Source organism: Streptomyces sp. NPDC034049 (genome assembly GCF_055575575.1).
On sequence record NZ_JBVISJ010000001.1, the window covers coordinates 770,656 to 796,608 of the forward strand.

Sequence of the window (25,953 nt, forward strand, 5' to 3'; positions counted from 1 at the left end):
AGGGCCTAAGCTGCCGGACATGCTGAAAGTGGGTCTGACCGGCGGCATCGGCGCCGGCAAGAGCGAGGTGTCGCGGCTGCTCGTGGAGTGCGGCGCCGTGCTGATCGACGCCGACCGCATCGCGCGTGAGGTCGTCGCACCCGGCACCCCCGGGCTCGCGGCGGTCGTCGAGACGTTCGGCGAGGGCGTCCTCGCGCCGGACGGCGGCCTGGACCGCCCCAGGCTGGGCTCCCTCGTCTTCGCCGACCCGGAGAAGCTCGCCGCGCTGAACGCGATCGTGCACCCCCTGGTGGGCGCCCGCTCCCGAGAGCTGGAGAGCGCCGCCGCCGAGGACTCCGTCGTCGTCCACGACGTCCCCCTGCTCGCCGAGAACGGCCTGGCCCCGCTGTACGACCTGGTGGTCGTCGTGGACGCGGCCCCCGAGACCCAGCTCGACCGGCTGGTACGGCTACGCGGCATGACCGAGGAGGACGCCCGCGCGCGCATGGCCGCCCAGGCGACCCGTGAGCAGCGGCTGGAGATCGCGGACATCGTCGTCGACAACGACGGCCCCCTCGACGACCTGCGGCGACGCGTGCGGGAGGTGTGGGAGGACCTCGCCCGCCGGGCCCACGCGTCCCGGACGGGATCCGAACACACACAGGAATAGCGGGGTCGCGGGGGGCGTTGAACCGTCCCAGCAAGGGAAGGACTCAGCCGTGCCTCAGACCAGCGGTTCCACCGGACGTAGCCCTCAGACGCATGTCATCGACTTCCGCGCCGCCGAGCAACTGCTCGCCGCGAACGACCCCCGCGGCGCGGTCAAGCTGCTCGACCGAGTCATAGCCGAGCATCCCGAGAACACGGCCGCCCGGCTGCTGCGCGCCCGTGCCTTCTTCGCGGCGGCCCAACTGCGTCCCGCGGAGCTGGAGTTCACCATCGTCCTGGAGCGCGAGCCGGACAACGCGTTCGCGCACTTCGCCCTGGCCCGCACCTACCAGCGCCAGGCCCGCCCGGACCAGGCCAAGCGGCACTTCCGGCTCGCCGCGGCCCTCGACCCGAACCCGCAGTACGTGGAAGCGGCCCGGTTCGACTCCTGACGGACGGTCCCGCCGCTACGGATGGTGATGCCGGGGCGGCTGGTACGGCGGGACGTCGCGGCCCGGCTGGTAGTGCGGGCCCTGACGGATGTGGCGCAGGACCATGAACAGGTCCACGGTGACGATCAGCCACAGCACCCCGCAGGCCACGGCCCAGCCGGGACGGCCGACGACAGCGAAGGCCGCCGTCCCGGCGATCGCCCAGATCAGGCCCCATACGCTCAGCCAGAGCCGCATCCGCAGAGGACTGCGCGCGGTCGTCGGTTCACTGCCGGTACGCATCGACGCCACTCCTCCTCGTCCTGTTCGGAAACGTACTCCTCGTCCCACGCGTTTCCCCAGGAGACCGACGGAAACGGGGAGACGATGGTGCTGCTGGACGCGGTGCGGGCGGACGAGAGGCTCGCCGACTGGCTGGGGGGCCTGGAGGAGAGCGGGAGCGCCCGCGCGGTGCAGGCCCGGCTGCCGGACGCCGACGACGAACTGTTCGACACGCTGGTGGACCTCGCCGTGCCGTACGAGGACGTCAACGACCTGATCGCGCTGCGCCGCACCCTGGCGGCCGACGAGGGCGCGACCTGGCTGCTCGGGCGGTGCGTCGACGGTCTGGCGCGGGACCTGGGCAGGGTCGGCAAGGGGCCGAGGCTCCTGCCGCTGCCGTGGGACTCCGGTCCGCTCGGCCGCTACTTCCATGTGTTCGTCTTCGTGGCGGCCCTGCCGTACGTGCGCGCGTACCACCGGGAGCGCGGGATTCCCGACGACATCTCCCGGCGCACCCTCGCCGACCTGGGCCGCGGGCTGGTGCTGCACCGCCGGAGGTACGGCGTGGGCGGGCTCGTCGCGCCGACCTGGTTCGCGCTGCACTTCCACGGGGAGCTGTTCCAGCTCGGCCGCCTGCAGTACCAGCGGTCCCGGGTGGCCGGCCGGGAGGGTGTCGCGCTGGCGGTGGCCGGCCTCCCCCTGGGGCCCGGGGAGCCCTGCATCGACCTGCACATACCCGACTACGCGGGGCCCCTGACGCCGACCGCGTGCGACCGCTCGCTGGCGTCGGCCCACGACTTCTTCGCCCGCCACTTCCCCGAGGAGCGGTACACCGCGGGCTGCTGCCACTCCTGGCTCCTCGATCCGCAGCTGCGGCGTTATCTGCCCGAGGACTCCAACATCGTCCGGTTCCAGCGGCGGTTCCGGGTCGGCGGTACCACCGGCGAACCCGAGGACGACCTGCCGGTCCGTTTCGTGTTCGGGGACCCCGACCTGCCGCTGGAGACACTGCCGCGCCGGACGCGTCTCGAACGGGCCGTGGGCGATCATCTGCGCGCGGGCGGGCACTGGTACAGCGGGCACGGCTGGTTCGCCTGGTGAGGCATGCAAGGACCACCCCAACTCGGTCGCCGGACAAGCAAGTTCACCCCATCGGGTGATTCCTGGCAGGAACGACCCCTGCACGCCCGGCCGTTGGACGGACATGGGCATTCAGACGCGTGAGGGGTACGAGGGGACCGGGTCCGGGGCGATCACCCCGGACGGCTGCGCGGTCGAGCTGTACGCACGACTGCCGGTCGGGGACGAACCGGAGGTGATCGCGAGCGTCGCACCCGCGGGCGCGCGCATTCTCGAACTGGGCTGCGGGGTGGGCCGGATGACCCACCCCCTGATCGAGCGGGGCTTCACCGTCACGGCCGTCGACGAGTCGGCCCAGATGCTGGAGCGGGTGCGCGGCGCCCGCACGATCCACGCCTCGATCGAGGAACTCGACCTGGGCGAGACGTTCGACGTGGTGCTCCTCGCCTCCTTCCTCGTCCACACCGGGGACCCCGAGGTGCGGCGCGGGATGCTCGCGGCCTGTCTGCGGCATCTCGCGGACGACGGCTTCGTGCTGATCCAGCGCGAGGGGGAGGACTACCACACCGATGTCCCGAGGGAACGGGTCGACCCCCGAGGCTTCACCGTCCGCATAGCCTCGACCGAACCGGTCGGGGATGGGGTCAACTCGGTGTTCGCGGAGTACGTCTTCCCGGACGGCGAGTGGACCCAGACGTTCCGCTCGCGCCCCCTGACCAAGGAGCAGTTCGAGGAGGCGCTGGCGGAGGCGGGGCTGACGGTGGACCGGTATCTGACGGAGGACCGGATCTGGGTGAAGGCGGTGCCGATGGGATGAGCGGCCCGGCGGGGGCCGAGAACCCGGCGTGAATTCCGGGCGCGCGGCGATGAGTTCGGGGGAGTGGTCCGGTCTACCTCTGTGACAGCGAACACGGAACCGCTTCACCCAGGAGATCCCATGTCCGAGACCACCGCCCCCGTCACCCGCGCCGCCTCCACCGCCGTCCCCGCTCCCACCGCCGGCCCGGGCCCCACCGCCGTTCCGGCCGCCCGTACGAAGGCCACCGCGCGCGGCAAGGGCGCCCGGATCTCGCTGCGCGCGCTGCAGATCGCGCTCGCGCTGTTCTACGGGCTCGCGAGCGCGCTGCCCAAGCTGATCGCACACCCGTCGGCCGTCGAGTCCTTCGACACGCTCGGCTGGGGCAGCGCGGGGATGTACACCATCGGCCTGCTCGAACTGGCGGGCGCCGTCGGGCTGTTGATCCCCGTGCTGGCCCCGCTCGCGGCGGTGTCGCTGAGCGCGCTGATGGTGGGCGCGTTCATCACGCAGATCACCGCTTTCGACGGGGAGTACGCGGCGACACCGCTCATCCTGATCGTTCCGCTCGCCCTGATCGCCTGGGTGCGGCGGCAGGACGCGGCCGGGCTGACACGGCTCGTGCGCGGCCGCCGGGCGTGACCGTCGCGGCCGGGCATCGCGACGAACGACGACATCTCGGGGGCCGCCGACGGGAGGGATCAGGTGGAGCGGCGGAGCCGATCGGCGTTCGCCGCCTCCGCCAGGCCCCGCAGACGCTCCAAGTCCCGGCGGTCGCGCTTGGTGGGGCGGCCGGCACCCCGGTCACGGATGCCGGCGGGGGCCACGGCCTCGCGAGGCGGGGGCGGCGGCGAGTTGTCGACGTAGCACTCGGCGGCGACGGGCGCGCCGACCCGCTTGCGGATCAGCCGCCGCACGACCACGATCCGCTCGTGGCCCCCGGCCTGGCGCAGCCGCACCTCGTCGCCGACGCGCACCGCGTACGCGGGCTTGACGCGCTCGCCGTTGACGCGGACGTGGCCGCCCCGGCAGGCGGTGGCGCCCATCGAACGGGTCTTGACCAGGCGCACGGACCAGATCCAGCTGTCGATGCGCACGCTCTCGCCGCTCGCCGGACGGGCCGCCTCTGCGGATGCCGCCGCCGGCCCGTCGGAGCCCCCGCTCGTCGCGGCCGGATCGCCCGCCCGCTCCTGCGTACCTTCAGAAGCCATACCCCGACCTTAGCCCCCGCCCGGCCGCACGGGGCGGGCGATCACCGGACGTACCGTGGAGAGATGGACGGCGGCAGCGGTGGTGGTGGCGACGTGGGGGCCGACGGCGGAGACGGCGCCGAGGGCACCGGTCTCGCCGCGCTCGACGCGCGGATCACCGGGTGCCGGGCCTGTCCCCGACTGGTCGAGTGGCGGGAAGAGGTGGCGCGCACCCGGCGGGCCGCGTTCGCCGACCAGGAGTACTGGGGGCGGCCGGTACCGGGTTTCGGGCCGCCCGACGCCGCGCTGCTGATCGTCGGCCTCGCGCCCGCCGCGCACGGGGCGAACCGGACAGGGCGGATGTTCACCGGCGACCGCTCGGGCGACGTGCTCTACGCGGCGCTGCACGACGTGGGCCTGGCCTCGCGCGCCACGGCGGTCGCCACGGACGACGGCCTGGAACTGTACGGCGTACGGATCACCTCACCCGTGCACTGCGCGCCGCCCGCCAACAAGCCGACGCCCGAGGAGCGGAACACCTGCCGCCCCTGGCTGGTGCGGGAGTTGGAGCTGCTGCGGCCCACCCTGCGGGCCGTGGTCGTGCTCGGTGCCTTCGGCTGGCAGGCCGCGCTGCCCGCGCTCGCCGAGGCCGGCTGGGACGTGCCCCGGCCCCGGCCCGTCTTCGCCCACGGCACCCGGGTGCCGCTCGACGGTCTCGACCTCTTCGGCTGCTTCCACGTCAGCCAGCGCAACACCTTCACCGGCCGCCTGACCCCCGCGATGCTGCGGGACGTCCTGCGTACGGCGGCGATGTCGGCGGGGCTGGCGGTCGTGCCGTAGCCGAGGGGAGAACTGCGCGGCGGCCCAGCGGAAAACCGGATGCGGACCTCGTCGTACGCCGGTTAGGGTCGCGCAATGCCCCTCTACCCGGAGATCGAACCGTACGACCACGGCATGCTCGACGTCGGGGACGGCAACCGGGTGTACTGGGAGGTCTGCGGGAATCCGCAGGGCAAGCCCGCCGTCGTGCTGCACGGCGGGCCGGGCTCTCGGGCCAACGCCTGGTTCCCCCGGCTCTTCGACCCCGAGGCGTACCGGATCGTGCTGCTCGACCAGCGGGGCTGCGGGCGTTCGACGCCGCCGGCGAGCGCGTACGAGACCGACATGAGCGTCAACACGACGGATCGTCTGATCACCGATCTGGAGCTGCTGCGGCGGCACCTCGGGATCGGACGGTGGCTGGTGTGGGGCGTGTCGTGGGGGTCCGTGCTCGGCCTGCGGTACGCCCAGACGCATCCGGACGCCGTCACGGAGCTGGTCCTCACCGGGGTCGCCACCGGGTCCGACGCCGAAGTCGCCCTGCTGACCAGGGGACTCGGACAGTTCTTCCCGGACGCGTTCGAACGGTTCCTGGCCGAGCTGCCCGAGGACGAGCGGGACGGGAACCTGCCGGCCGCCTACAACCGGTTGCTCGAGTCGCCCGACGAGGCCGTGCGGACGCGGGCCGCGCGGGCCTGGACGGACTGGGAGACGGCCATCGCGGCGCAGCCGCCCCGCTCGGTGCCGCGCTACGAGGATCCGGTCTTCCGCTACGGCTTCGCCCGTACCGTCACCCACTACTGGGGCAACGGCCACTTCCTCGGCGGCGGCGACGGCGACGAGGACGGTGTGGTCCTGCGCGACGCGCCGCTGCTCGAGGGCATCCCGGGCACCCTCGTCCAGGGCAGCCTCGACCCCGGCAACCTCCTCGGCATCGTCTGGCGCCTCCACCACGCCTGGCCCGGCAGCGAGCTGGTCCTCGTCGACGACGTGGGCCACGACGCGGGCGCGCCGGACATGACGGAGGCACTGGTGGCGGCGACGGACCGCTACGCCGCCCACGGCTGAGCGGGCCGGGCGTCGGACGACGCGGGCGCGGGCCGCTGGTCGTCCGCGTGGCGGTGCGGCCGCCGCTGATGTGGCGGAGCGGTGCTCCGGTTGCACCGGGGTTCACGGCCCGCCGGTCCGGCCGTCCTCCCCGGTCCCGCCGCCGTCCCGGGTCTCCCCGGTCCCGGTGTCCTCCCCGTTCTCGCCGAACAGGTGCCGCACAGTCGACCGGTAGTTGGTCCGGACGTGGGTGAGGGCGTGCGCGCGGGCGCGGTCGGGGTCGCCGGAGGCGATGGCCTCGTACAACTCCCGGTGCTCGGTGAGGAGTTGGGGCCACTCGGTGTTCTGGCGGGTCAGCCAGCGCAGTCGGCCGTCGACCGGTTCCATGACGGAGCTGAGCAGGCTGTTGCCGGCCATGGCGAGGACGCGGTCGTGGAAGCGTGTGTTGATGTCGGTGATCGTCTCGGCGTCCCCGGCGCGGGTCGCCTCCGCCGCCCGGTCGAGCAGGGCCGACAGCTCGGCGAGGGACTCCGGGGTGGCGCGGGAGGCGGCGAGCCCGGCCGCGTACACCTCCAGCGCCTCGCGCAGTTCGAAGAGCTCCGCCACGTCCGCCGGGGTGAGCCGGCGCACGACTGTGCGGCGCGGGGTCTCGAAGTGGACGAAGCCCTCGGCGACCAGTGCGCGGATCGCCTCGCGGACCGGGACCCGGGAGACCCCGAAGCGGTCGGCCAGCTCGCGCTCGACGAGCCGGTCGCCCGGGCGCAGACGTCCCGCGATGATGTCCTGCCGCAGGGTGCCGAGGACGCGCTCGCGCACCGCACCCAGGGGTTCGATCTTCGCTCCTTCCGGAGCCAGGGAGCTCATGGAGCAATCTTCGCCGACACGAGTGGTGTTTTACATGGCGTTAACAACTGCGACATCGGTCAGAACGGTTGACGGGAGCAGTATGAGCGCAGTTTGGTATACCAAACAATTCGTGGTGCTCCCCCGTTCCCCCACGCCGGTGCCGCACCCGTCCCCACCACCTACGCTCGTCTCCTCTCGCTCCTGGAGGCCCCGTGTCCCTCGCCGACAGTGTCGAAGCCACCGGCACCACAGCGTTCCTCCCCGACCCCCGCCTCACCAACGAAGACCTCGCCCCCGCCGAGAAGCGGAACTGGAAGGTCTTCGACCTCTTCGCCCTGTGGATGTCCGACGTCCACAACCTGGGCAACTACACGTTCGCCGCGGGCCTGCTCGTCCTCGGCATGAACGTCTGGCAGGTGTTCACCTCGCTGCTCGTCGGCTTCGTGATCATCTACATCGGGATGAACTGGATGGGGAAGATCGGGCAGCGCCACGGTGTGCCCTTCCCCGTGGTCAGCCGCATCAGCTTCGGCGTCTGGGGCGCCAACATCCCGGCCCTCATCCGGGCCGTGATCGCCATCATGTGGTACGGCATCCAGACCTACCTCGCGTCCGTCGCGGTCAACGTCATGCTGCTCGCCGCCTGGCCGGGCCTGGAGTCCTGGACGCACAACTCCTTCCTCGGCCTGCACCAGCTCGGCTGGTGCACCTTCGTCGCCCTCTGGCTCATCCAGGCGCTGATCATCAGCCAGGGCATGGAGTCGGTCCGCAAGTTCCAGGACTTCTGCGGCCCGGCGATCTGGATCGTCATGATCGCGCTCGCAGTCTGGGTCCTCGCCAAGGCCGACTGGACCATCTCCCTCACCTCCACCCCGAACCCGGTCTCCGTCGGCGAGCAGTGGCGGCAGTGGTTCGGAGCGATCGGGCTGGTCCTCGCCACCTACGGCACGCTGATGCTCAACTTCTGCGACTTCTCCCGCTTCGCCCCCGACTACAGGACGGTCAAGCGCGGGAACTTCTGGGGCCTGCCGATCAACTCGACCGCCTTCGTGGTCGTGTCGGTCATCGTCACGGCCGGCTCGCTGGAGGTGTTCGGCGAGGCCATCACCGACCCGGCCGAACTCGTCGCCAAGGTCGGCAACACCTGGGTGCTCGTCCTGGGCGCCCTGACCTTCGCCATCGCCACCATGGGAGTCAACATCGTCGCCAACTTCGTCTCGCCGGCGTACGACCTCGCCAACGTCTGGCCGCAGAAGATCACCTTCAAGGTCGGCGGCATGATCAGCACGGTCGCGGCGCTGGTCGTGACCCCGTGGAACCTGTTCTCCAACCCCACCGTCGTGCAGTACTTCCTCGGCGGCCTGGGCGCCTTCCTCGGCCCGCTGTTCGGGGTGATCATGCTCGACTACTTCTGGGTCAAGCGCGGCCGCATCGACGTCGACGAACTCTTCAACGCCGAGCCCGGCTCCCGCTACTACTACCGCAAGGGCGTCAACCCCAAGGCGCTGTGGGCGTTCCTGCCGGCCGCCGCGGTCTCGGCGGTGCTCGCCCTGGTGACCACCTTCAGCGCGGTCGCCCCGTACTCCTGGTTCATCGGTACGGCGCTGGCCGCGGGCCTGTACGCGGTGCTGTGCCGGGACGAGCGGGCCGCGGCGTCGGCCCCCTCCGCGACGGCTTCGCCCGAGACCCCCTCCGCCGCGTCGAGCTCCGCCGTGGAGGGCTGAGCGTGCGCATCGTCGTCACGAACTGCAACACGACGCAGGGAATGACCGAGGAGATCGTGCGAGGTGCCCGGGCCGCGGCAGGCCCGGGCACCACCGTGACCGGACTGACCCCCGCCTGGGGCCCCGAGTCCGCGGAGGGCTGGCTCGACAGCTACCTCTCCGCCGCCGCCGTCCTCGACGCCCTGCGGACCCACGAGGAGTTGTACGACGCCGTCGTCATGGCCGGCTTCGGGGAGCACGGGCGCGAGGGGGCCCGGGAGCTGCTGGACGCCCCCGTCGTCGACATCACCGAGGCCGCCGCCCACCTCGCCTGCCTGCTCGGACGGCGCTACGGGGTGGTGACCACGCTGGACCGCACCTGCGGGCAGATCGAGGACAGCCTGGAGGCCGCCGGTGTGGGCCGCAACTGCGCCGCGATCGTCGGCACCGGGCTCGGCGTCCTCGACCTCGCCGACACCGACCGCACCACCCGGGCCTTCCTCGCGGCCGGACAGCGCGCCCGCGACGCCGGGGCCGAGGTGCTGGTCCTGGGGTGCGCGGGGATGACCGGGCTGCAACGGACCGTGGGGGAGAAGCTGGGGGTACCGGTCGTCGACGGGGTGGGGGCGGCGGTGAAACTCGCCGAGTCGCTGGTCACGCTGGGCCTGACCACCAGCCGCGCGGGGAGCTACGCGAAGCCGCTGCCGAAGAGGAGGACCTGGGGGGACGGGAACAGGCACGGGAACGGGGCGCGGTAGAGGGCTTGCAGGGCTGCGACCCCCACAGCCCTCGCGGCCCCTACGGTTCCCAAGGCTTTTGCGGCCCCTACGGCCCTCGCGGTTCCTGCCCGACGCCGACCTCCGCCGCTACGGGACCACCGCCGTCGCCGTGATCTCCACCAACTGGCCCGTGTAGCCGAGGCAGGCCACGCCGAGGAGGGTCGAGGAGTGGGGGCCGATGCTCAGGCCGGACGCCTCGACGACGTCCCAGACGGCGGAGAGGACAGCGGGCTCGCTGCTCACGACATACACGTCGGTGTAGGCGACGTGCTCGAAGTCGCTGCCCACCGCCCGCAGTTGCTCCCCGAGGTTGGCCAGCACCTGCTCGGCCTGCCGCACCGGATCGCCCTCCCCGACCAGCTTCCCGTCGGCGTCCAGCGGGACGGAACCGGCGAGGAAGGCGAGCGTGGCCCCGGCCTCGACGACGGACGCGTGCGCGTAGACGGGCGGCGAGAAGAGGCTGGGGGCGTTGGTGCGCCGGATCATCACTGCTCCCGGTGGAGGACGGGGAAGAACGAGGGAGAACGGGGGAGGACAACCTGTCGATCATCCGCTTCCCGCTCCACCCTCCGCATCCGATTTATGGCTGCGGGAGGGAGGAGGAGTGCCGGCGGAGGGGCGGGCGGTTCCGGAACCGCCGGTCCCCACTGCGAACCGGCGAACTGCCGGAGCGCTGGCATTCCGCCCGATTTCCCGAGCCGAGCAGCCCTCGAAATAATCCTTCGAAGTGAGGGGAGTTCCGCTGTTAACGTCATCCGCGTGGCGAAACTCAATCAGATCATCGCAGTGGAGAAGGGCGTCAAGGCCAAGTCCCAGCAGGACCTGACGGCCGCTCATCACGGGCTGCAGAAGCCGGCGTTGCTGGCCGGAATCGCGCGTACCTATCAGCCGAAGGACGAGGAGGGCGAGCAGTTGCCGCCCGAGTCGACCCGGGTGCAGGTGCGGGCGGAGGACGTCTTGCGGGAGACGGCCGGCGTCCTCACGCGACTGTTCGACGTGACCGCCACCAAGGACTGGGCCAACTGCACCGCGCGGGCGGATGTGCAGGTCGAGGGCCGGGTGCTCGTCGCCGATGTGCCCGTGGCCTATCTCCTCTTCCTGGAGAAGCAGCTCGGCGAGATCAACACACTGGTGCGCAAGCTGCCCGTGCTCGACGCCTCCGAGGCGTGGGCCCAGGATCCGTCCACCGACGCCTGGAAGACCGAGGCGGTGCGGACGGTGCGGACCAAGAAGGTGCCGCGCAACCATGTGAAGGCGGAGGCGACCGACAAGCACCCCGCCCAGGTGGAGGTGTACTACGAGGACATTCCGGTCGGCTACTGGACGACCGTGAAGTTCTCCGGAGCCCTGCCCGCCCGCCGTGTGAACGAGATCCTCGACCGCGTCGAGAAGCTGCAGCAGGCCGTTAAGTTCGCGCGGGAGGAAGCGAACGGTGTGGAGGTCGTCGACCAGCGGGTCGGTGACGCCGTATTCGGCTACCTGTTCGGATAGTTCGGGTAGCCTCATGAACTCCCCGGTCGGCCTGTGAGCCGGGCGGGGTGCGCGAGGAGCGCAAGCTGAAGCTGAGGCTTGTCGTGACGGAGCGGTCCGTACCCGCCAAGGATTTCAGGGACGGGCCGTGATCAATCTCAGACTATTGCTCCAGACTCAGTATTCGCCGCCGATCGCCGCAACGACCGGACTCAGGCCCCGGACGTCGAAATGCTGGTTCAAGTCCAGCCCGCGCAGCTCGATGCGTGGTGGTCCAAAGGCAGGACGCGGCGACATGATGACTGACCTGGGTTCTCAACTGTGGCGGCGTGCCCAGGAGGCGGCATATCAGGGCCCGGGGGCCGGCTACGCCCCCGGGTCCACCTCTGTTGCGTTCATAAAGAACATGGCATCTACAGAGATCGTCACATCGCGGTAATACGAGCGTCCCATATTCTCCAGGTCCGAGACCTACGGTGGAACGCACAGCACACGCACCACACTCACGACGCTCACGCCCACCGCCAACGCCCCGGCCACCGTCGCCCGAAGGCACACCCCCGCCCTCACCCGACGACAGGAGCCCCGTGTCCCGCCGCGCCGTCCTCGCCCTGCCGCCCTGGCTCGCCCACGCTCTGCGTGCGCAGCGGGGGCCGGTGCCCTGGAACGCGGTGCTGCGGGGGGCGCTGGCCGGTGGACCGTTGCTGCTGGTCGCCGTGGTGTCGGGACGCCCCTCCGTCGGGGTCCTCGCCGCACTCGGCGCCATGCTCGCCGGAATCAACGACCGCCCCGGCAGCCGGCGCGTCGCCGTGCAGCGCCTCGGTGTGCCCGCGCTCGCCGGAGCCGTGGGGCTCCTCGTCGGGACGTACGCCGGACAGTACGCCGGAGCCGTCGTCCTCACCCTGCTGCTCACCGCGCTCGGACTGCTCGCCGGCGCGATGAGCGCGGTGGGGCCCGTGGCCTCCGGAGCGGGCACCCAGCTGCTGGTCGCCGCCGCCATCGGCGCCGGGATGCCGCTGCCCGAACCGGGATGGCAGCGGGCGCTCGCCTACCTCGCCGGCGCCGGATGGCTGCTCGCGCTGCGCCTCGCCCTGCCCACCCCCGCGGTTCTCACCGCCGGCGACTACCGCTTCGACGGCGAACGGGACGCCGTCGCCGCCGTGTACGACGCGATCGCGGCGTTGCTGGACGCCGTCGGCACCTCCGACGCCATCGCCCGGCGGGCCGCGCTGACCGCCGCCCTCGACCACGCCCAGGACGCCCTCGCCGGACCCCGGCTGCGGCGCTGGGCCAGCTCGTCGGCGGAACGGCGCCTGCACGCCCAGTACACCGCCGCGCTCCCGCTCGCCGAGGCGGCGACCGCGCTGGCCTGGGCCGGGGACGCCGTCGTCGGCCGCGCGTCCGAGGGGCCCCGGCGGCTCGCCGCGGCCGTACGCGGCAACACCGGCACCGGCCGGCTGCCCGCGCCCGCACGCTCCGCGCCCGCGCTGCGCGCCCTCGACGACGCGCTCCTGCGCGCCGCCGAGGCCTTCGACCGGGGCGGCGACCCGTACGACCTGCACACCCGCCGCCGTACCCTCGGCTCGCTCGTCCGGCGCGGCCTCGGCTCCGGCGGGCGCGAGTACGGGCTGCGGGTCGCCCTGTCCTTCGGTACCGCGGCGGCCGTGGCACAGGCGCTGCACCACCAGCACTGGTACTGGCTGCCCGCCACCGCCGTCTTCCTGGTCAAGCCCGACCTCGGGCCGCTCGTGTCCCGGGTGCTGTGCCGGGCGGCCGGGACCGTGCTGGGCGCCGTGCTCTTCGCCGGGTTCGCCGCCGTGCTGCCCCGGCCGGAGGGGCTGATCGCGCTGGTCGCGGTCAGCGGGGCGCTGATCCCCGTCGCCACACGGCACTTCGCCGCCCAGACCGCGGTCGTCACCGTGCTGGTCCTCGCCCTCGTCATGGTCGGCGGAGACCCGCAGGCATCCTGGAGCCGTATCGCCGAGACCCTGCTGGCCTGCGCCATCGTCCTGATCGTCGGTCATCTGCCGATGCCCAAGGGGCAGCGCGGCGGGGGCGTACGCGCCCGGCTCACGGAAGCGGGCACAGCGGCGCACGCCTATCTCGCGCACGTCCTGCGCGAGGCGCGCACGCCGGGTGCCTTCCCGGGAGCGGGCGGAGTGCCCCCGTCGAGCGGCGCGTCCACGCCGTACGGTGTCACCGTGTCCGTCGGGGCCGCCGTACCGGGCGAGGCCGACGAACGGGCCGCCCGCTGGACCCTGCGCCGCGAGGCCTACCGCTCGCTCGCCGCCGCCCGCGCCGCGATCACCCTCTCGGGGGCCGAACTGCCCGCCCTGGCCCGGCACACCGAGGGCACCGACGAGATCGCCGCCCTGCTCGAACGGCTGGTCGACACCACCACCGCCTGCGCCGTGCACCTCGACGACACCGGACGGCTCGGCCGCCACCACGTCGAACGGCTCACCGCACTCCTCGACGAACTCGCCCGCCACCGAGGACGCATCGACATCAGCCTCCCCGCCCCACCGGACACGGCCGCCGATCTCCTGCCGAGGCCGGGCGTGAGGGCGTGACGGCGCCCACGGCGACGGCGTGACCGACCGAGCCCGCGCGCGCCCAGGAAGCGGCCGGATGCCGCCCGCGGGATGTCCGAGTCAACCCCCTCCCAGGCACGCCCCGGTCGTACCGTGACGACATGACGCCGCCCCCGCCCCCCTCGCCCGCCGATCTCGTCATCACCGGCTGCACCGCCCTCGTCCACGACGAGCACGAGGGGATCGCGTTCCTGGAGGACGCCGCGATCGTCGTACGGGAGGGGGTGATCGCCGGTATCGGACCGGCGGAGGAGACGGCCCCCGTGCCCACCGCGGAACGGATCGACGCGCGGGGCCAGGTCGCCATGCCGGGGCTCGTCAACTGCCATACGCACGCGCCCATGGTGGCGCTGCGCGGTATCGCGGAGGACATGCCGGCGGAGGAGTGGTTCAACGACGTCATCTGGCCCGTCGAGTCCAACCTGACGGCTCGGGACGTCGAACTGGGGGCCCGGCTGGCGTGCGCGGAGATGATCCGCGGCGGGGTGACCTGCTTCGCCGACCACTACTTCGCGATGGACACCGTCGCCGCCGTGGTCGAGGAGACCGGTCTGCGCGCCCACCTGGGGCAGGCCTTCTTCTCCTCGCAGGGGCCCGAAGGCCGCGAGAAGTCCCTGGAGTTCGCGCTGCGGCACCGGGGCACGGCCGGCGGGCGCATCACCACCGCCCTCGCCCCGCACGCCCCCTACACCGTCGACGACGCCGACCTCGCCGCGACCGCCACACTCGCCCGCGACCACGGCCTCCCGGTGCACCTGCACGCCGCGGAGAGCCGCGACCAGACCGACAACAGCCTGGCCCGGCACGGTGTCACCCCCGTCGAGGTCCTGGAACGCACCGGACTGCTCGGCGTCCCCGCGGGCGTCCTCATCGCGCACGGCACCGGGATCGTCGAGCGCGACCTGCCGGTCCTGGAGCGGGCGACGGGACCGGTGGCCGTCGCGACCGCGCCGCGCGGCTATCTGAAGTTCGCCTGGCCCACGACCCCGGTCCGCGCCCTGCGCCGCCTCGAGATCCCGGTCGGGCTCGCCACGGACGGGGCCGCCTCCAACAACTCGCTCGACGTGTGGGAGGCCATGGCCCTCACGGCGCTGGTGCAGAAGTCCACCGAGGGCGACCCGCGCTGGCTGACCTCCCGCCAGGCCCTGCACCACGCCACGCTCCAGAGCGCCCGGGCCGTGGGACTGGGGGAGGCCGTCGGCAGCCTCGCCCCCGGCCGGCGGGCCGACATCGTCCTGGTCGACCTCGGCGGCCCGCACACCCAGCCCGTGCACGACCTCGCCGCCACCCTCGTGCACAGCGCCCGCTCCGCCGACGTGACCACCACGATCGTCGACGGCCGCGTCCTCATGCGTGACCGTGAGCTGCTCACCGTCGACGTGCGGGCGACGGCGCGGGAGATGACCGGCCGCCTGGCCGCGCTCACCGACCGCAGTCACGGCGGCCGGATCCAGGACTACGACGAGCCGCCCGCTAGCCGACGCATCCCGCCCGAGTGACAAATAGTGCAAGTGTGGGCACCCGGTGTCACCGGAATGTGTGGTTTCTGAGAGGTGTCTCACGATCCTTCGTTGACCTCGTGTCAACTACGTCTCAGTACCGTCACTTCGCGAGCCGTTCACCCCTTGGTTGGCGTTTAAATCTACGAGCTGACTAGCCGCGGGCTACGGGCTCGCGGGTGCAGCGCGACATGGAGGTGCAGGGTGAACGGGCGAACGGTGCTGGGGCGCTTTCCCGCCGGTGGGCCGCGAGGCTCGTGGCCGGCGGAGGAATTGGCGCACGCGGCCCGCCTCGAGGGGCAGCAGGCCGAGGTCGTGATGGACATCGCGACGGACATGTTCCTGGTCATCGTGCGCGGCGCCGAGACCGCCGCGACCGCGTCGGCCTGACCGTCACCCCGCCTTCGGCGTGGGAACCCTCGCGGCGGCCGTCTGCTCGGCAGGCGCCCGCACCGCGAACTGCTCCGCCTGGAGCGAGTACAGCTCGGCGTAGACCCCGCCCGTGGCCAGCAGCTCGTCCGGGGTGCCGGACTCCACCAGGCGCCCCTGGTCCAGGACGTGCACCAGGTCGGCGTGGCGGACCGAGGCCAGCCGGTGGGTGATCAGGACGACCGTCTGCCCGGTGCCCGCCAGCGCGCGGATCTTCTCGAAGACCTCCAGCTCGGCACGCGCGTCCAGGGCGGCGGTCGGCTCGTCCACGATGAGGATGTGCCCGCGCCGGTACGCGGCCCGCGCGATGCCCAGCCGCTGCCACTGCCCGCCCGACAGCTCGTGCCCGCCGCTGAAGCCCCGGGCCAGCAGTGTGTCGAGGCCGCGCGGCAGGTCCTCCACCACGTCCTGCGCCCCGGCCTCCGCGACGGACGCGGCGAGCCGCTCCTCCGTCAGGGGGACCGACGGACGGCCGATCGCCATGTTCACGCGGGCGGTGAAGGGCCACCGCTTGAAGTCCTGCGCGACCATCGCGATGCGCTCGGCGAGCTGCCGCCGGTCGGCGCCCGCCGCGTCCACGCCGTCCCACATGATCTTGCCCTGGTCCGGTGTGTAGAGCCCGGCGAGCAGCTTGACCAGGGTCGTCTTGCCCGAGCCGTTCTCCCCGACGAGGGCCACGATCTTGCCGAGCGGCACGGTCAGGGTGACGTCCTCGAGCGCCGGCCGCCCGGTTTTCCCCGGGTAGGCGAAGGTCACGTTCTCCACCCGGATCTCCCGCGGGTCCTCGGGCAGCGGATCACCGCCCTCCGGGATCGCGCGCCTGGCGGCCTCCACGTAGAGCCGCTGCATGTCGCCCACGAAGAGGGCCTCCTCGTGCAGGGAGTTCACCTCCAGGACCAGCGTGTCCAGACTCGACGAGCCCGTGCGGATCGCGATGACCGCCGTCCCCGCCACGGACAGCGCCATGGCACCGCCGAGCAGCAGACCGCCCAGCGTCGCGTACGTCGCCACGGTGGCCAGCCCCGTCCAGAGGGCCGCGTACAGGCCCGTACGGGCCGCCAGCCGGGCCAGCCGGGCCTGCTCGGCCTCCGCGGTCTCCGACATCGACCGGTAGTGCCGCAGCAGGAAGGGGCCGACACCGTGCACCCGGATCTCCGGGGCCGCCTCCGGCTCGATCAGCAGCGAACCGATCAGATAACCCGCCCGGGCGTGCTGCACCCAGGCGTGGAACGACGTGTAGCGGCGGCGGGCGATCGTCAGGGAGCTCCAGGCGCTCGGCAGGGTCATCGTGACCAGCAGCGGGAGCAGGGCGGGGTGCAGCACGGTCAGCACACCGGCCGCCGCGACCAGCGAGATCAGCGCGTTGACCACCCGTGCCGAGTAGCTGATCATCCGGCGGGCCGACTGGGCGCCGTACTTCGCGGTGTCCAGCAACTTGTGGAAACCGTCGTCCTCGATCGCGGACAGCTCCACCGCCGCCGCCCGCTCCAGGTACAGCTCGGTCGCGACCCGCTCCACCTTCGGTTCCAGCCGGCCCGTGGCGTACGTCGACGCGGCCCGCAGCAGCGTCGCCACCAGCGTGACGGCGGCGATGGTGACGAGCGCGGGGACCGCTTCCCGCAGCCGCTCCTCGACCGTGCCGTCGGCCATCAGCCGGGCCAGGATCGTGTTCACCGCGAGCAGGCTCACCGCCTGGGCGAGGCCGCGGCCCGCCTCGGCGGCCAGCACGGTCCGGGCGGCCCGCCGGTCCGCCTGCCAGGCCAACCGGAAGCTCGACGCGAGCAGCGCCGGCAGCCGGCGCACCATCGCGCGGAAGTTCAGCTCCAGAAAGGCGTTGGCGTGCTGCGACCAGCCCATGTCGTACCGCAGCGGCCCCCCGAAGAGCAGTGTCTCCGACTCGGACGTCTCCGGCTTGCCCCCGTCACGTGCCTTCCCCACTCACGGCCTCCCCCGAGTCGTCGCAGACGGCCACTATCCCGGTGTCCTCCGCTCCCGACCAGGGCGCACGACGGTGCCACCACGACCCACCCGGAGCACAAGGGGCGCGCGAAGAAGCTCTCGAAAGCCCCGGAGCCCCCGCTCCTGAAGGGCCGCCGGGCTCTCTCAGGGGCGCGGGGCACTGCGCGACCGGCAGGGGCGCCACCCCTGCCGGAAACGGCCCGACCGGCGGAGCCCTACGCGGTCATCCGCGACCACGTGGGCGTCGTCCCCGTCACCCGGCACAGCGCCAGATACAGCGGTATCGGCGGCGTATAGGGAATCGTCCCCTCGGGCCTGAGGATCAGCCCGGGAGCGGCCGCACCGTCGGAGACGAGCGCGCCGGTGGTGTAGCGCACCGGCGACGGCCAATCCAGCGCGTAGTCGGAGTCGGACGGCACGATCCACCACCAGTGCGCCCGGTCGGCGTAGACACAGCCCACCCGGGGCAGCCGGGGCAGGACCATCGGCCCGAAGCGCGCGGGGACGGCGACCGCGTCGCATCCCATGGGCGCGGTCATGCCCTCGGGCAGGGGGATGGGGCGGGGCGGCGCGGCGTAACGCTGGGCGCGGCGCAGTCGGGTCAGGGTGTCGAGGCTCACCACGCGGGCCACTCTGCCCCCACCAGGGGGCCGAGGGGGACCGATCGACGCGCTCACACCCATTCGGCCCCCGTCCGCCGGCTGTCCTGCGGCCGGACTCCGACTTCCGTACGACATTCGAAACCCGTGCGGTACCCGCCATCGGCCCCGGCGCGGCGGCCGTCGACGCCCTTGAGGCTCTCGACGTTCGTGAGGCCCTGGACGCTCGCGAGGCTCTCGATACCCGCGAGGCCCTGGACGCTCGTGAGGCCCTGGACGCTTGTGAGGCGGAAGGCCTCCACCTCACCGTCCCGGTCCTCCGACGGCGGCTTCTTCGCACCCCAGCCCAGATCGGACCGGGCCGCCGTGTCCGTACCCCTGCCCGTGCCTGTGCCCGCTGCGGGGTCCACGCCCAAGGTGCGGTTCGAGCCCAGGGTGCGGTCCGGGCCCGAGGCGCGGGTCGAGCCCACGGCGAGGTCCGCGACGGTCTCGGGCGCGTCGGCCGCGACGGTCTGCGACGGGATCGCCGGGGCCGCGGAGGCGAGGAGGCCGCGCGGCACGTCCGCCCACACCAGGAGGCCCGGACCGACCGGCTGCGCACCCCAGGAACGGCAGAGGGACTCTATGAGGAGCAGCCCCCGGCCGTGTTCCTCCTCGGGCCGCTGCGATGAGGGCTGCGGCTCGCCGGGAGCACACCCCTCGTCCCGTACCGCTATCCGCACCAGGTCGTCGCCGTCGTGCAGCTCGCAGACGATCTGGGTGCTCGCGGTGTGCACGATCGCGTTGGTCACCAGCTCGGACACGACGAGGGCGGCCGTGTCGCAGGTGTCCTCGCACAGGGCCCAGCCGGTGAGCTGGTCACGGGTCACACGCCGGGCCTGGGCCACGGCACCCGGGTGCGCGGCCAGCTCGAACCGGAACCGGCGCTCGGCGACTGTCTCGGGGCGCGCCCCGGCGGCCGTCCCGGGACCGACACGGTCACCGGCGGCGTCTGTTCCTAACGGCGCAGGGGGCGGAATCACGCTTGCCACTATCGCCCCGCCGTGAACACTTGGCAAGTGTCACTCTGAAAATTGCAGAGTGCCGTATGACTCTCTGAACGGTCGTGGCACACTGCACGCAACAGCACGTGTAGCGGCGCCAGTTGGAAATCCCTCGCACAACGTTCGTATGCACGCACAGTGTTCGTATGCGTACACCGGCAGGAGTGGCGAGCGAGGCCTCCGAACGGCGCCGCAAGGCTGTCGGCACCGGGACGGGCCGTACATCGACGCAGGTCAGCGCAGGGTCACAGGGAAGAGGGGCGAGATGAGCGAGCCGCGGTCCGCGCCGACGGTCGGGCAGGTCGTGCTCGGTCGGCGTCTGCTGGACCTGCGCGAGCGCGCGGGCATCAGACGCGAGGACGCCGCACGTGTCCTGCACGTCACCGCCGCCACGGTCCGCCGTATGGAGACCGCCGAGGTCGCCCTCAAGATTCCCTATCTCCAGCTCCTGTTGAAGGAGTACGGGGTCGGCGACGAGGAGGCGGAGACCTTCGTCCGGCTCGCCGAGGAGGCCAACAAACCCGGCTGGTGGCAGCGCTACCACGACATCCTGCCGGGCTGGTTCTCCATGTACGTCAGCCTGGAGGGCGCGGCCTCCCTGATCCGCGGCTACGACCCCCACTTCGTCCCCGGCCTGCTGCAGACCGAGGACTACGCGCGTTCCGTCATGACCTCGGGCGCCATCGGCCAGACCAAGCCCGCGGACATAGAGCGCCATGTCGACCTGCGCATGCAACGACAGGAACTGCTCACCCGAGAGGGTGCGCCCTGGTTGTGGTTCGTGATGGACGAGACCGCCCTGCGCCGCCCCGTCGGCGGACCGGCGGTCATGCGCGCCCAGATCGACCGACTGCTGGAGGCGATGGAGCTGTCCCATGTGACGCTGCAGGTCGCCACGTTCGACACAGGACCGCACCCCGGTACGTACGGGCCGTTCGTCCTGTTCCGTTTCGCCATGCCGGAGCTTCCGGACATGGTCTACAGCGAGTACCTGACCGGCGCCGTCTACCTGGACGACCGCTCAGAGGTGGCGACCCACCTCGAGGTCATGGACCGCATGGCGGCGCAGGCCGCCACGGCACAACGCACGAAGGGGATCCTCTGGGATCTCCGCGAGGAGCTCTGAAGACACCGAATGGACCTCATCAAGTCGCAGGCGCAGGCGCAGGCGCGCGCACGCACGCAGTCGCACCTACGCGTCTACAACGGCATGCCCGCCCGGGAACTGGGCAGCGAGGGCTGGCACAAGCCCTGGAGCGGAGGCAACGGAGGGAACTGCCTGGAGGCCATGAAGCTCGCCGACGGCCGGATCGCCGTACGGCAGTCCACCGACCCCGACGGGCCGGCGCTGATCTACACGCCCGACGAGATGAACGCCTTCATCCAGGGCGCCAAGGCGGGGGTGGCCGACTTCCTGCTCTCCTGAGGCCTGTTGCGCCCTCCCTGTTGCTCAGCCGATCCCCCTATGTTGGCCCTGAATTGATCACTTACTGCTGCGGAACCTTATGGAGTACGTCATGAACGGGCGTCCCCCCGTCGAGATCGACACGAGTAGACCCCATCCCGCACGGATGTACGACTGGTACCTCGGTGGCAAGGACAACTACCCCGTCGACGAGGCCATGGGCCGGCAGATGCTGGCCCTCGACCCCCGCGTGCCGGTGATGGCCCAGGTCAACCGTGCCTTCATGCACCGCTCCACCCGCTGGCTCGCGGAGCACGGCGTCCGTCAGTTCCTCGACATCGGCACCGGTATCCCGACCGAGCCGAACCTGCACCAGATCGCCCAGCGGGTCGCCCCCGACACGAGCGTCGTCTACTGCGACAACGATCCGATCGTGCTGGCCCACGCGGCGGCCCTGCTGCGCGGTACGCCGGAGGGGCGCACCGAGTATCTGCAGGCCGACGTGCGCGACCCGCACGCCGTCGTCGAGGGCGCCAAGAAGGTCCTGGACTTCGACCGGCCCGTGGCGCTCTCGCTGATCGCGCTGCTGCACTTCGTCTCCGACGAGGACGGTGCGCACGCCCTGGTCCAGCGGCTGATGTCCGAGCTGCCCTCCGGCAGCTACCTGGTCGTCACCCACGCCACCGCCGACTTCACGCCGGAGGAGTCGAAGGCGGCGACGGAGAAGCTCAGGGCCGCGGGCGTCACCCTGGCCCTGCGCTCCCGCGAGGAGTTCACCCGCTTCTTCGACGGCCTCGAACTGGTCGACCCCGGCGTCGAGGTGCCCCACCACTGGCACCCCGAACTCGGCGACCCGGTCCCCGGCCAGGACGACGGGGTCATCCCGGGGTACGGGGCGGTGGCACGCAAGCCGTAGGGTCCGCGTCGAGGCCCGACACCGACGACTGCGCGGCGCGGGCCTCCTGGCCCGCGCCGCGCGGTCGTCTTCCGTGGTGTGCGGTGCGCGTCTACAGGCATCCGCGCCTACAGGCATCTACAGCCGCCTTCAGTCGCCTTCAGCCGTTCGAGCCGCCTACAGGTACGACCAGATCCGGCGCGGCGCGTCGACGACACGGCTCACCGCGACCACCGGCAGCGGCGGCTGCGCGGTCTCCCGCTCGCGCTCCAGCGTCAGCCCGTAGTAGATCTGCTCGATCGACGGCGGCCCGACCGACAGGTTGCGCCAGACCGCGCCGGGCGAGTCCTTCTGCCCGGTCTTCACCAGGTAGGCCGCGGCCATCGTCCCCGTACGGCCGACGCCGGCGCCGCAGTGCACGAACACCGGTCCGGAGCTCTCGGAGACGGTGTCCAGCAGGCGCCGCACCTGTTCGGGCGTCGGGGTCTGCCCGTCACGCATCGGCACCCGTACGACGTCGAGGCCGGCCTCGCGCGGCAGGGCGAGCTGGGCGGCGCTCAGCTTCTCGGCGCGCAGGTCGACGACCGTGGTGAAACCGAGGTCGGCGAGCGCGCGGTAACCGGCGGGGGAGGGGGCGGCCCCGCGCCACAGTTCGCCGTCGGTGCCGACGGGCTGGAAGTTGTGGATGCCCTTGAGCGAGCGCGTCCCCTCGGGCGCCGAGGTGGTCTCACGTGCCACGTACGACATGGCCAGGATGCCGAGGGAGCCCGTGGCCCAGAGGGCGAGGTAGCCCAGCAGTACGCCGATCAACACGCGCACCGCCTTGCGACGCAGCGAGAGGGGGCTGGCGGAGGGGGTGGGGCGCTGATCCGGGCGTACGGGCGGAGGGGCGAGGACGACAGACATGGATGACCCGGGGGTTGGGGACGGGGGGTCTGTCCGGCATCGTAGCCTGCCCGGGATAAGCGTTCTGTCTGGTTGTGTGCTACCTCACGCCGTTTGTGGCACTTGCGGTGATCTTGTCGAACGCTTGACCTGCGGAGTCTCACTGCTCGTCCGCGTCGCCGATGCCGACCACCGTGAGATGGGCGCGGTCCACGTCGGCGTCCTCCAGGCAGCCCCGCAAACGCAGACGGTCGTGATCGGTCAGGGACGGGCGGACGACGCCCGCGAACAGTCCGTCGCCGAGTTCGCCGAGTGTGGTCCGCCGCAGCGGCACGGACGTGGAGTTCCGGCACCGCTCCCAGGCCTGCGACGCGGCCATCGACTGCCGCTCGGCGCTCGTGGGCACCCCCCGCATGTCCACCTTGACCAGCACGGACGTCGCCTCGGCCCCGTTCCGCTCCTCCTTCCTGGTCTGGGTGAGGTCGGCGAGCCCGACCACCAGCGAGACCAACAGGCCGACCCCGACGCCCACGGTGATCAAGCGCGCCGCCCGCCCCCGTCGCCGGCCGATCCCGGGCGGAGCCGTGTCCTCCAGATCGGCGTCCGGCGCCGGATCGGGCGAGGTGAGCACCGCCAGCCGCCCGGCGAGGTGCCGCTCCGCCGTCGGCCGCGCCGTGGCCGACGCGATCCGCTGCACCAGCCACGCGACCCCGGACAGCACCACACTGGTGATCAACAGCACGGGGACGAAGACATACGTACGACTCGCCGGATCCTCCAGCCAGCGGAACCGGTCGCCGCGCTCCTGCGTGTGCGTCTGCCGGAGCCGGGCCAGCGCGTCCTGCTGCCGCCGGTCGCTCTCCCGGATCCGCTCCTCGATCCGCGCCAGCCGCCCCAGCAGCACCAGCCCGAGCAGCAGCACCCCGACGATCAGGAGCAGCACCCCGCTGAGAATGGCCCGCTGCCACTGCCATCGGTAGAGATAGACGACGAAGTAGAAGCCCGCGCCGACCGCGGCCGTGCCCCCGAAGAGGTAGGCGAGGCGTCTCATCACGAACCCTCCGCCCGTACGTCGCCACAGCCGCCGTCGACCGTCACCCGGGTGCCCGGCGAGAAGCGGCGCACCGCGTCGTCGACGCCCACCACCGTCGGCACACCGAACTCCCGGGCCAATACCGCGAGATGGGACAACGGGCTACCCGTCTGCGCCACCAGCCCCGTGAGGTGCGGCAGCAGCGGTGCCAGCGCCGGATCGAGCGTCCGGACCACCAGCACGGCCTCCGGCGGCGCGGTCCCCACTCCGTCCCACACCGTGCCGAAACCCCGGCCTCCGGACACGCCCCGGCCTCCGGTTCCGTCCTCCGTACCGGCCGGCCCGGCGGCGCGTTCGGCGACGACCACACCGCCCTCCGCGAGCCGGAACCGGTCCGGCAGCGGTGCGGACACCGCCCGGGGCAGCCGTTCCTCGAAGTCCCCCGGCAGCCCACCGGTCTCCAGCGCGGTCACGAACTCCTTCCAGCGCAGCAGCCCCACTCGCCGTGCCTCACCCAGCACACCCCGCACGAGCAACCTGCGCGCCGCCTCCCGCACCAGCCTGACCTGCAGCTCCTGCACCCAACGGATCCGCAGGCGCAGGGCTTCGCGTGGCGGGAGGGCGCCGGGGAAGAGGGGGGAGGCCGATGCGGCGGTTGTCGTCGTGGCGGATGCGGCAGTGGTCGTCGCACGGGAGGTGACGGTGGTCGTCGTGGCGGCGGTCGCGGAGGCGCCGTTGTGGTGGACGGGCTCGGGTGGCGGCAGGCGCAGCTCGCCCCACAGGCTGGGAGCCGTCAGGGCGAGGACCACGGGCTCGGCGCCCACCACCTGGTGGTCCGACAGGTTCCGGTCCCGGTACCTCGACTCGGTGAGCGTGGCGAGCGCGGTCCCCGCTGCCGTGACGTGGGCCTCCGGGAGGAGGGCACCCGCCAGGGCCTCCTGCGCGTGCAGGGAGACCAGGACGGAACGCGTCCAGCGCAGGGTCGAGATCAGCTCGACGGTCGGCAGCTCACCGGTCGGCGGGGTCTCGACCAGCCGCCGGTCGACATCGGCCACCAGGTCCGTCGCCAGGCCGGGCAGCGTCGAGGTCAGCCGCCCCACCCGCCAGGCGGCACCCAGCCGCCGGGCACCGGGCGCCGGGTTGAGCCACGCCAGCGCGGGGTGTCGCGGCGGGACGGCGCCCAGCAGCCGCAGGTCCGCCGCGGCCCGGCCGCCGACCGCGGTGACCACCGGCGCCGACCGCAGCCGCCGCCGTGACGCGCTCCCACCGAGGTCGAGCGCGCAGGCGAGCCCCCGGTCCATCGGCGCCACCCACAGATCCTCCTCCAGCGGCTCCAACTGCCCCGGGAGGGTCTCCGCCACCGGCCCCGGACCGAGCAGCCGGGCGCCACGCTGCGGACGGGGCCCCATCGCCGTGATCGGTCGGCTCTGGAGCAACCACAGCCGCCCGTCCTCGTCGAAGGCGAACTCGATGTCCTGGGGCCCGCCGAACACCCGCTCGGCCCGCCGCGCGAGCCGCGCCAGACGACGGGACTCGGCGCCGGTGAGCAACGCCCCACCGCCGGCCGCCCGCGGGGCACCGGACGATCGCGCCGCTTCCACTCCGGGGGACTCCGCTTCCACTCCGGGGGACTCCACTTCGGATCCGGGGGACTCCACTTCGGAAAAATGCAGTTCGGATGATTCCGTCCGCAGCAGCCGCCCCCACCTGCTCAACCAGTGGCTCGTCCCCGGCCGCTCCCCGCTCACCAATGTGTCGGGCCCGCCCCGCACCACGCTGACCAGCATCCGATCGGTCCGCCCGGCCACGGGGTCCGCGCCGAACAACACACCCCCGACCCGGGCCCTGAGCATCGGCTGGACGAGCACGGCCATGGGCGCGCTGTCACCGTCGGGCTGCCGCGCCGAGCCGAGCACCGTGCGCACCGCCGCCCGGAACTCCTCCCACCCCCGCACATCGAGCACCGAGTCGAACCGTCCCGCCAGAGAGGACTCCTCCGTGTCCTCCTGCGGCGAGGACGACCGTACGACCAGGGACCGCGAACCGTTCCGGGACAGCTCGGCCCAGGCACGCGACAGATCCCGCGGGTCATCGGGCTCCCGCCGCTCGTCACCCGCGTCCCGAGGGTCGTACGGGATCACGAACCCGGGCAGCACGGCCAAACCGGCGCGGGCCGCTCGCGCGAGGTGGGCCGCCTTGGAACCGGTGAGGAGGGGGAGCGAGGCCGCCGACTGGTGCAGGGAGACGACGTGGGAACCCGGTGTGCGGCCGCTCCGGGGCGGAGCCCCGCCGTGCGCACCTTCTCCGTGTTCTCCGTGACGTTCGTCGAGCGTCGTCATCGAGCACCCTCCCGGACCGACCGCCAACAGGGGGGACGCGAGGGAGGGGCCCTACGCCTGACGACGGAACGAAGGATGGGGGCAGGCCACCACCGATGTGTGGGGTGCCCGCGACGACAGCGGTGACGTACCTCCTGACCTCAATGTTCCCACCGCCCCGCTTTTCCTGTCGACCGGGAACGCTCTCTCCCCGACCGCCAGAC

26 protein-coding genes are annotated in these 25,953 nt (G+C 72.4%); 16 read left to right on the top strand and 10 right to left on the bottom strand.

Translation table 11 applies throughout. From position 1 onward, the window contains the following. Positions 1-19 precede the first annotated feature (19 nt). A complete protein-coding gene (coaE, locus tag ACZ52C_RS03380; RefSeq protein WP_469073163.1) occupies positions 20-649 on the top strand; it encodes a dephospho-CoA kinase in 630 nt (209 codons plus the stop codon). A 49-nt stretch (positions 650-698) separates the two neighbouring features. Continuing rightward, the gene (locus ACZ52C_RS03385) at positions 699-1,079 is read left to right on the top strand and encodes a tetratricopeptide repeat protein (RefSeq protein ID WP_469073164.1); all 381 of its coding nucleotides are present in this window, start codon (positions 699-701) and stop codon (positions 1,077-1,079) included. A 15-nt stretch (positions 1,080-1,094) separates the two neighbouring features. On the opposite strand, the gene ACZ52C_RS03390 is transcribed toward ACZ52C_RS03385, so the two are convergent. After that, positions 1,095-1,361 (bottom strand): DUF6343 family protein, encoded by a 267-nt coding sequence (locus ACZ52C_RS03390; RefSeq protein WP_469073165.1) that lies wholly within the window; start codon positions 1,359-1,361, stop codon positions 1,095-1,097. An 87-nt stretch (positions 1,362-1,448) separates the two neighbouring features. On the opposite strand from ACZ52C_RS03390, the gene ACZ52C_RS03395 reads away from it, so the two are divergent. The 3 genes from ACZ52C_RS03395 to ACZ52C_RS03405 all read left to right on the top strand — a co-directional run bounded on the left by ACZ52C_RS03395 (position 1,449) and on the right by ACZ52C_RS03405 (position 3,858). Continuing rightward, a complete protein-coding gene (locus ACZ52C_RS03395; RefSeq protein WP_469073422.1) occupies positions 1,449-2,441 on the top strand; it encodes an acyltransferase domain-containing protein in 993 nt (330 codons plus the stop codon). A gap of 103 nt (positions 2,442-2,544) precedes the next feature. Then, positions 2,545-3,237, top strand: a complete 693-nt coding sequence (locus tag ACZ52C_RS03400; protein ID WP_469073166.1) for a class I SAM-dependent methyltransferase — start codon at positions 2,545-2,547, stop codon at positions 3,235-3,237. A gap of 120 nt (positions 3,238-3,357) precedes the next feature. Further along, on the top strand, positions 3,358-3,858 hold the full coding sequence (locus ACZ52C_RS03405; RefSeq protein ID WP_469073167.1) for a DoxX family protein: 501 nt from the start codon (positions 3,358-3,360) through the stop codon (positions 3,856-3,858). A gap of 59 nt (positions 3,859-3,917) precedes the next feature. Here ACZ52C_RS03405 and ACZ52C_RS03410 read toward each other — a convergent pair whose 3' ends face one another. Beyond that, complete coding sequence (locus ACZ52C_RS03410; protein WP_469073168.1) at positions 3,918-4,427, bottom strand: RNA-binding S4 domain-containing protein; 510 nt, start codon at positions 4,425-4,427, stop codon at positions 3,918-3,920. A gap of 63 nt (positions 4,428-4,490) precedes the next feature. On the opposite strand from ACZ52C_RS03410, the gene ACZ52C_RS03415 reads away from it, so the two are divergent. Further along, positions 4,491-5,246 (top strand): uracil-DNA glycosylase, encoded by a 756-nt coding sequence (locus ACZ52C_RS03415; protein WP_469073169.1) that lies wholly within the window; start codon positions 4,491-4,493, stop codon positions 5,244-5,246. 75 nt (positions 5,247-5,321) lie between these two features. Further along, positions 5,322-6,293, top strand: a complete 972-nt coding sequence (pip, locus tag ACZ52C_RS03420) for a prolyl aminopeptidase (protein WP_469073170.1) — start codon at positions 5,322-5,324, stop codon at positions 6,291-6,293. A gap of 102 nt (positions 6,294-6,395) precedes the next feature. Here pip and ACZ52C_RS03425 read toward each other — a convergent pair whose 3' ends face one another. Then, entirely contained in the window at positions 6,396-7,136 is a 741-nt protein-coding gene (locus ACZ52C_RS03425) for a GntR family transcriptional regulator (RefSeq protein WP_469073171.1), read from the bottom strand. Positions 7,137-7,330: 194 nt separating this feature from the next. Between ACZ52C_RS03425 and ACZ52C_RS03430 the strand changes: the two genes are divergently transcribed. Together ACZ52C_RS03430 and ACZ52C_RS03435 are read left to right on the top strand one after the other, a co-directional pair. Beyond that, positions 7,331-8,842, top strand: a complete 1,512-nt coding sequence (locus tag ACZ52C_RS03430; protein WP_469073172.1) for an NCS1 family nucleobase:cation symporter-1 — start codon at positions 7,331-7,333, stop codon at positions 8,840-8,842. Positions 8,843-8,844: 2 nt separating this feature from the next. Beyond that, entirely contained in the window at positions 8,845-9,579 is a 735-nt protein-coding gene (locus ACZ52C_RS03435) for an aspartate/glutamate racemase family protein (protein WP_469073173.1), read from the top strand. Positions 9,580-9,687: 108 nt separating this feature from the next. On the opposite strand, the gene ACZ52C_RS03440 is transcribed toward ACZ52C_RS03435, so the two are convergent. Further along, positions 9,688-10,086, bottom strand: a complete 399-nt coding sequence (locus ACZ52C_RS03440; RefSeq protein WP_469073174.1) for a RidA family protein — start codon at positions 10,084-10,086, stop codon at positions 9,688-9,690. A 273-nt stretch (positions 10,087-10,359) separates the two neighbouring features. On the opposite strand from ACZ52C_RS03440, the gene ACZ52C_RS03445 reads away from it, so the two are divergent. The 4 genes from ACZ52C_RS03445 to ACZ52C_RS03460 all read left to right on the top strand — a co-directional run bounded on the left by ACZ52C_RS03445 (position 10,360) and on the right by ACZ52C_RS03460 (position 15,553). Further along, positions 10,360-11,091, top strand: coding sequence for a DUF7873 family protein (locus ACZ52C_RS03445; protein WP_469073175.1), 732 nt, complete (start codon positions 10,360-10,362; stop codon positions 11,089-11,091). Positions 11,092-11,657: 566 nt separating this feature from the next. After that, a complete protein-coding gene (locus tag ACZ52C_RS03450; RefSeq protein ID WP_469073176.1) occupies positions 11,658-13,643 on the top strand; it encodes an FUSC family protein in 1,986 nt (661 codons plus the stop codon). A 122-nt stretch (positions 13,644-13,765) separates the two neighbouring features. Continuing rightward, complete coding sequence (locus tag ACZ52C_RS03455; protein ID WP_469073177.1) at positions 13,766-15,163, top strand: amidohydrolase; 1,398 nt, start codon at positions 13,766-13,768, stop codon at positions 15,161-15,163. Positions 15,164-15,367: 204 nt separating this feature from the next. Further along, positions 15,368-15,553, top strand: a complete 186-nt coding sequence (locus tag ACZ52C_RS03460; protein ID WP_045555207.1) for a hypothetical protein — start codon at positions 15,368-15,370, stop codon at positions 15,551-15,553. Positions 15,554-15,556: 3 nt separating this feature from the next. Here the strand turns inward: ACZ52C_RS03460 and ACZ52C_RS03465 are convergent, their stop codons facing one another. From ACZ52C_RS03465 to ACZ52C_RS03475, 3 genes are all read right to left on the bottom strand, one after another. Then, positions 15,557-17,530, bottom strand: a complete 1,974-nt coding sequence (locus ACZ52C_RS03465; RefSeq protein WP_469073178.1) for an ABC transporter ATP-binding protein — start codon at positions 17,528-17,530, stop codon at positions 15,557-15,559. A 236-nt stretch (positions 17,531-17,766) separates the two neighbouring features. Next, complete coding sequence (locus ACZ52C_RS03470; RefSeq protein WP_469073179.1) at positions 17,767-18,234, bottom strand: hypothetical protein; 468 nt, start codon at positions 18,232-18,234, stop codon at positions 17,767-17,769. After that, entirely contained in the window at positions 18,225-19,019 is a 795-nt protein-coding gene (locus tag ACZ52C_RS03475) for an ATP-binding protein (protein ID WP_469073180.1), read from the bottom strand. The genes ACZ52C_RS03470 and ACZ52C_RS03475 overlap by 10 nt, the downstream gene beginning before the upstream one ends. 439 nt (positions 19,020-19,458) lie before the next feature. On the opposite strand from ACZ52C_RS03475, the gene ACZ52C_RS03480 reads away from it, so the two are divergent. The 3 genes from ACZ52C_RS03480 to ACZ52C_RS03490 all read left to right on the top strand — a co-directional run bounded on the left by ACZ52C_RS03480 (position 19,459) and on the right by ACZ52C_RS03490 (position 21,514). After that, the gene (locus ACZ52C_RS03480; protein ID WP_469073181.1) at positions 19,459-20,319 is read left to right on the top strand and encodes a helix-turn-helix domain-containing protein; all 861 of its coding nucleotides are present in this window, start codon (positions 19,459-19,461) and stop codon (positions 20,317-20,319) included. A 9-nt stretch (positions 20,320-20,328) separates the two neighbouring features. Then, positions 20,329-20,619, top strand: a complete 291-nt coding sequence (locus ACZ52C_RS03485; protein ID WP_469073182.1) for a DUF397 domain-containing protein — start codon at positions 20,329-20,331, stop codon at positions 20,617-20,619. A 79-nt stretch (positions 20,620-20,698) separates the two neighbouring features. Continuing rightward, positions 20,699-21,514 (top strand): SAM-dependent methyltransferase, encoded by an 816-nt coding sequence (locus tag ACZ52C_RS03490; RefSeq protein ID WP_469073183.1) that lies wholly within the window; start codon positions 20,699-20,701, stop codon positions 21,512-21,514. A 156-nt stretch (positions 21,515-21,670) separates the two neighbouring features. Here the strand turns inward: ACZ52C_RS03490 and ACZ52C_RS03495 are convergent, their stop codons facing one another. From ACZ52C_RS03495 to ACZ52C_RS03505, 3 genes are all read right to left on the bottom strand, one after another. Continuing rightward, on the bottom strand, positions 21,671-22,399 hold the full coding sequence (locus ACZ52C_RS03495) for a protein-tyrosine phosphatase family protein (protein ID WP_469073184.1): 729 nt from the start codon (positions 22,397-22,399) through the stop codon (positions 21,671-21,673). A 139-nt stretch (positions 22,400-22,538) separates the two neighbouring features. After that, positions 22,539-23,429: a hypothetical protein gene (locus tag ACZ52C_RS03500; RefSeq protein ID WP_469073185.1), complete on the bottom strand. Its 891-nt coding sequence runs from the start codon at positions 23,427-23,429 to the stop codon at positions 22,539-22,541. Continuing rightward, positions 23,429-25,750, bottom strand: coding sequence for a PEP/pyruvate-binding domain-containing protein (locus ACZ52C_RS03505; RefSeq protein ID WP_469073186.1), 2,322 nt, complete (start codon positions 25,748-25,750; stop codon positions 23,429-23,431). The genes ACZ52C_RS03500 and ACZ52C_RS03505 overlap by 1 nt, the downstream gene beginning before the upstream one ends. Positions 25,751-25,953: the final 203 nt, after the last annotated feature.

Coding starts and splice junctions, on each gene's coding strand:
- ACZ52C_RS03495 (WP_469073184.1), bottom strand. CDS start 22,399: ATGTCTGTCGTCCTCGCCCCTCCGCCCGTACGCCCGGATCAGCGCCCC.
- coaE (WP_469073163.1), top strand. CDS start 20: ATGCTGAAAGTGGGTCTGACCGGCGGCATCGGCGCCGGCAAGAGCGAG.
- ACZ52C_RS03470 (WP_469073179.1), bottom strand. CDS start 18,234: ATGGGTGTGAGCGCGTCGATCGGTCCCCCTCGGCCCCCTGGTGGGGGC.
- ACZ52C_RS03405 (WP_469073167.1), top strand. CDS start 3,358: ATGTCCGAGACCACCGCCCCCGTCACCCGCGCCGCCTCCACCGCCGTC.
- ACZ52C_RS03500 (WP_469073185.1), bottom strand. CDS start 23,429: ATGAGACGCCTCGCCTACCTCTTCGGGGGCACGGCCGCGGTCGGCGCG.
- ACZ52C_RS03400 (WP_469073166.1), top strand. CDS start 2,545: ATGGGCATTCAGACGCGTGAGGGGTACGAGGGGACCGGGTCCGGGGCG.
- ACZ52C_RS03505 (WP_469073186.1), bottom strand. CDS start 25,750: ATGACGACGCTCGACGAACGTCACGGAGAACACGGAGAAGGTGCGCAC.
- ACZ52C_RS03455 (WP_469073177.1), top strand. CDS start 13,766: ATGACGCCGCCCCCGCCCCCCTCGCCCGCCGATCTCGTCATCACCGGC.
- ACZ52C_RS03390 (WP_469073165.1), bottom strand. CDS start 1,361: ATGCGTACCGGCAGTGAACCGACGACCGCGCGCAGTCCTCTGCGGATG.
- ACZ52C_RS03410 (WP_469073168.1), bottom strand. CDS start 4,427: ATGGCTTCTGAAGGTACGCAGGAGCGGGCGGGCGATCCGGCCGCGACG.
- ACZ52C_RS03425 (WP_469073171.1), bottom strand. CDS start 7,136: ATGAGCTCCCTGGCTCCGGAAGGAGCGAAGATCGAACCCCTGGGTGCG.
- ACZ52C_RS03485 (WP_469073182.1), top strand. CDS start 20,329: ATGGACCTCATCAAGTCGCAGGCGCAGGCGCAGGCGCGCGCACGCACG.
- ACZ52C_RS03490 (WP_469073183.1), top strand. CDS start 20,699: ATGGAGTACGTCATGAACGGGCGTCCCCCCGTCGAGATCGACACGAGT.
- pip (WP_469073170.1), top strand. CDS start 5,322: ATGCCCCTCTACCCGGAGATCGAACCGTACGACCACGGCATGCTCGAC.
- ACZ52C_RS03415 (WP_469073169.1), top strand. CDS start 4,491: ATGGACGGCGGCAGCGGTGGTGGTGGCGACGTGGGGGCCGACGGCGGA.
- ACZ52C_RS03480 (WP_469073181.1), top strand. CDS start 19,459: ATGAGCGAGCCGCGGTCCGCGCCGACGGTCGGGCAGGTCGTGCTCGGT.
- ACZ52C_RS03440 (WP_469073174.1), bottom strand. CDS start 10,086: ATGATCCGGCGCACCAACGCCCCCAGCCTCTTCTCGCCGCCCGTCTAC.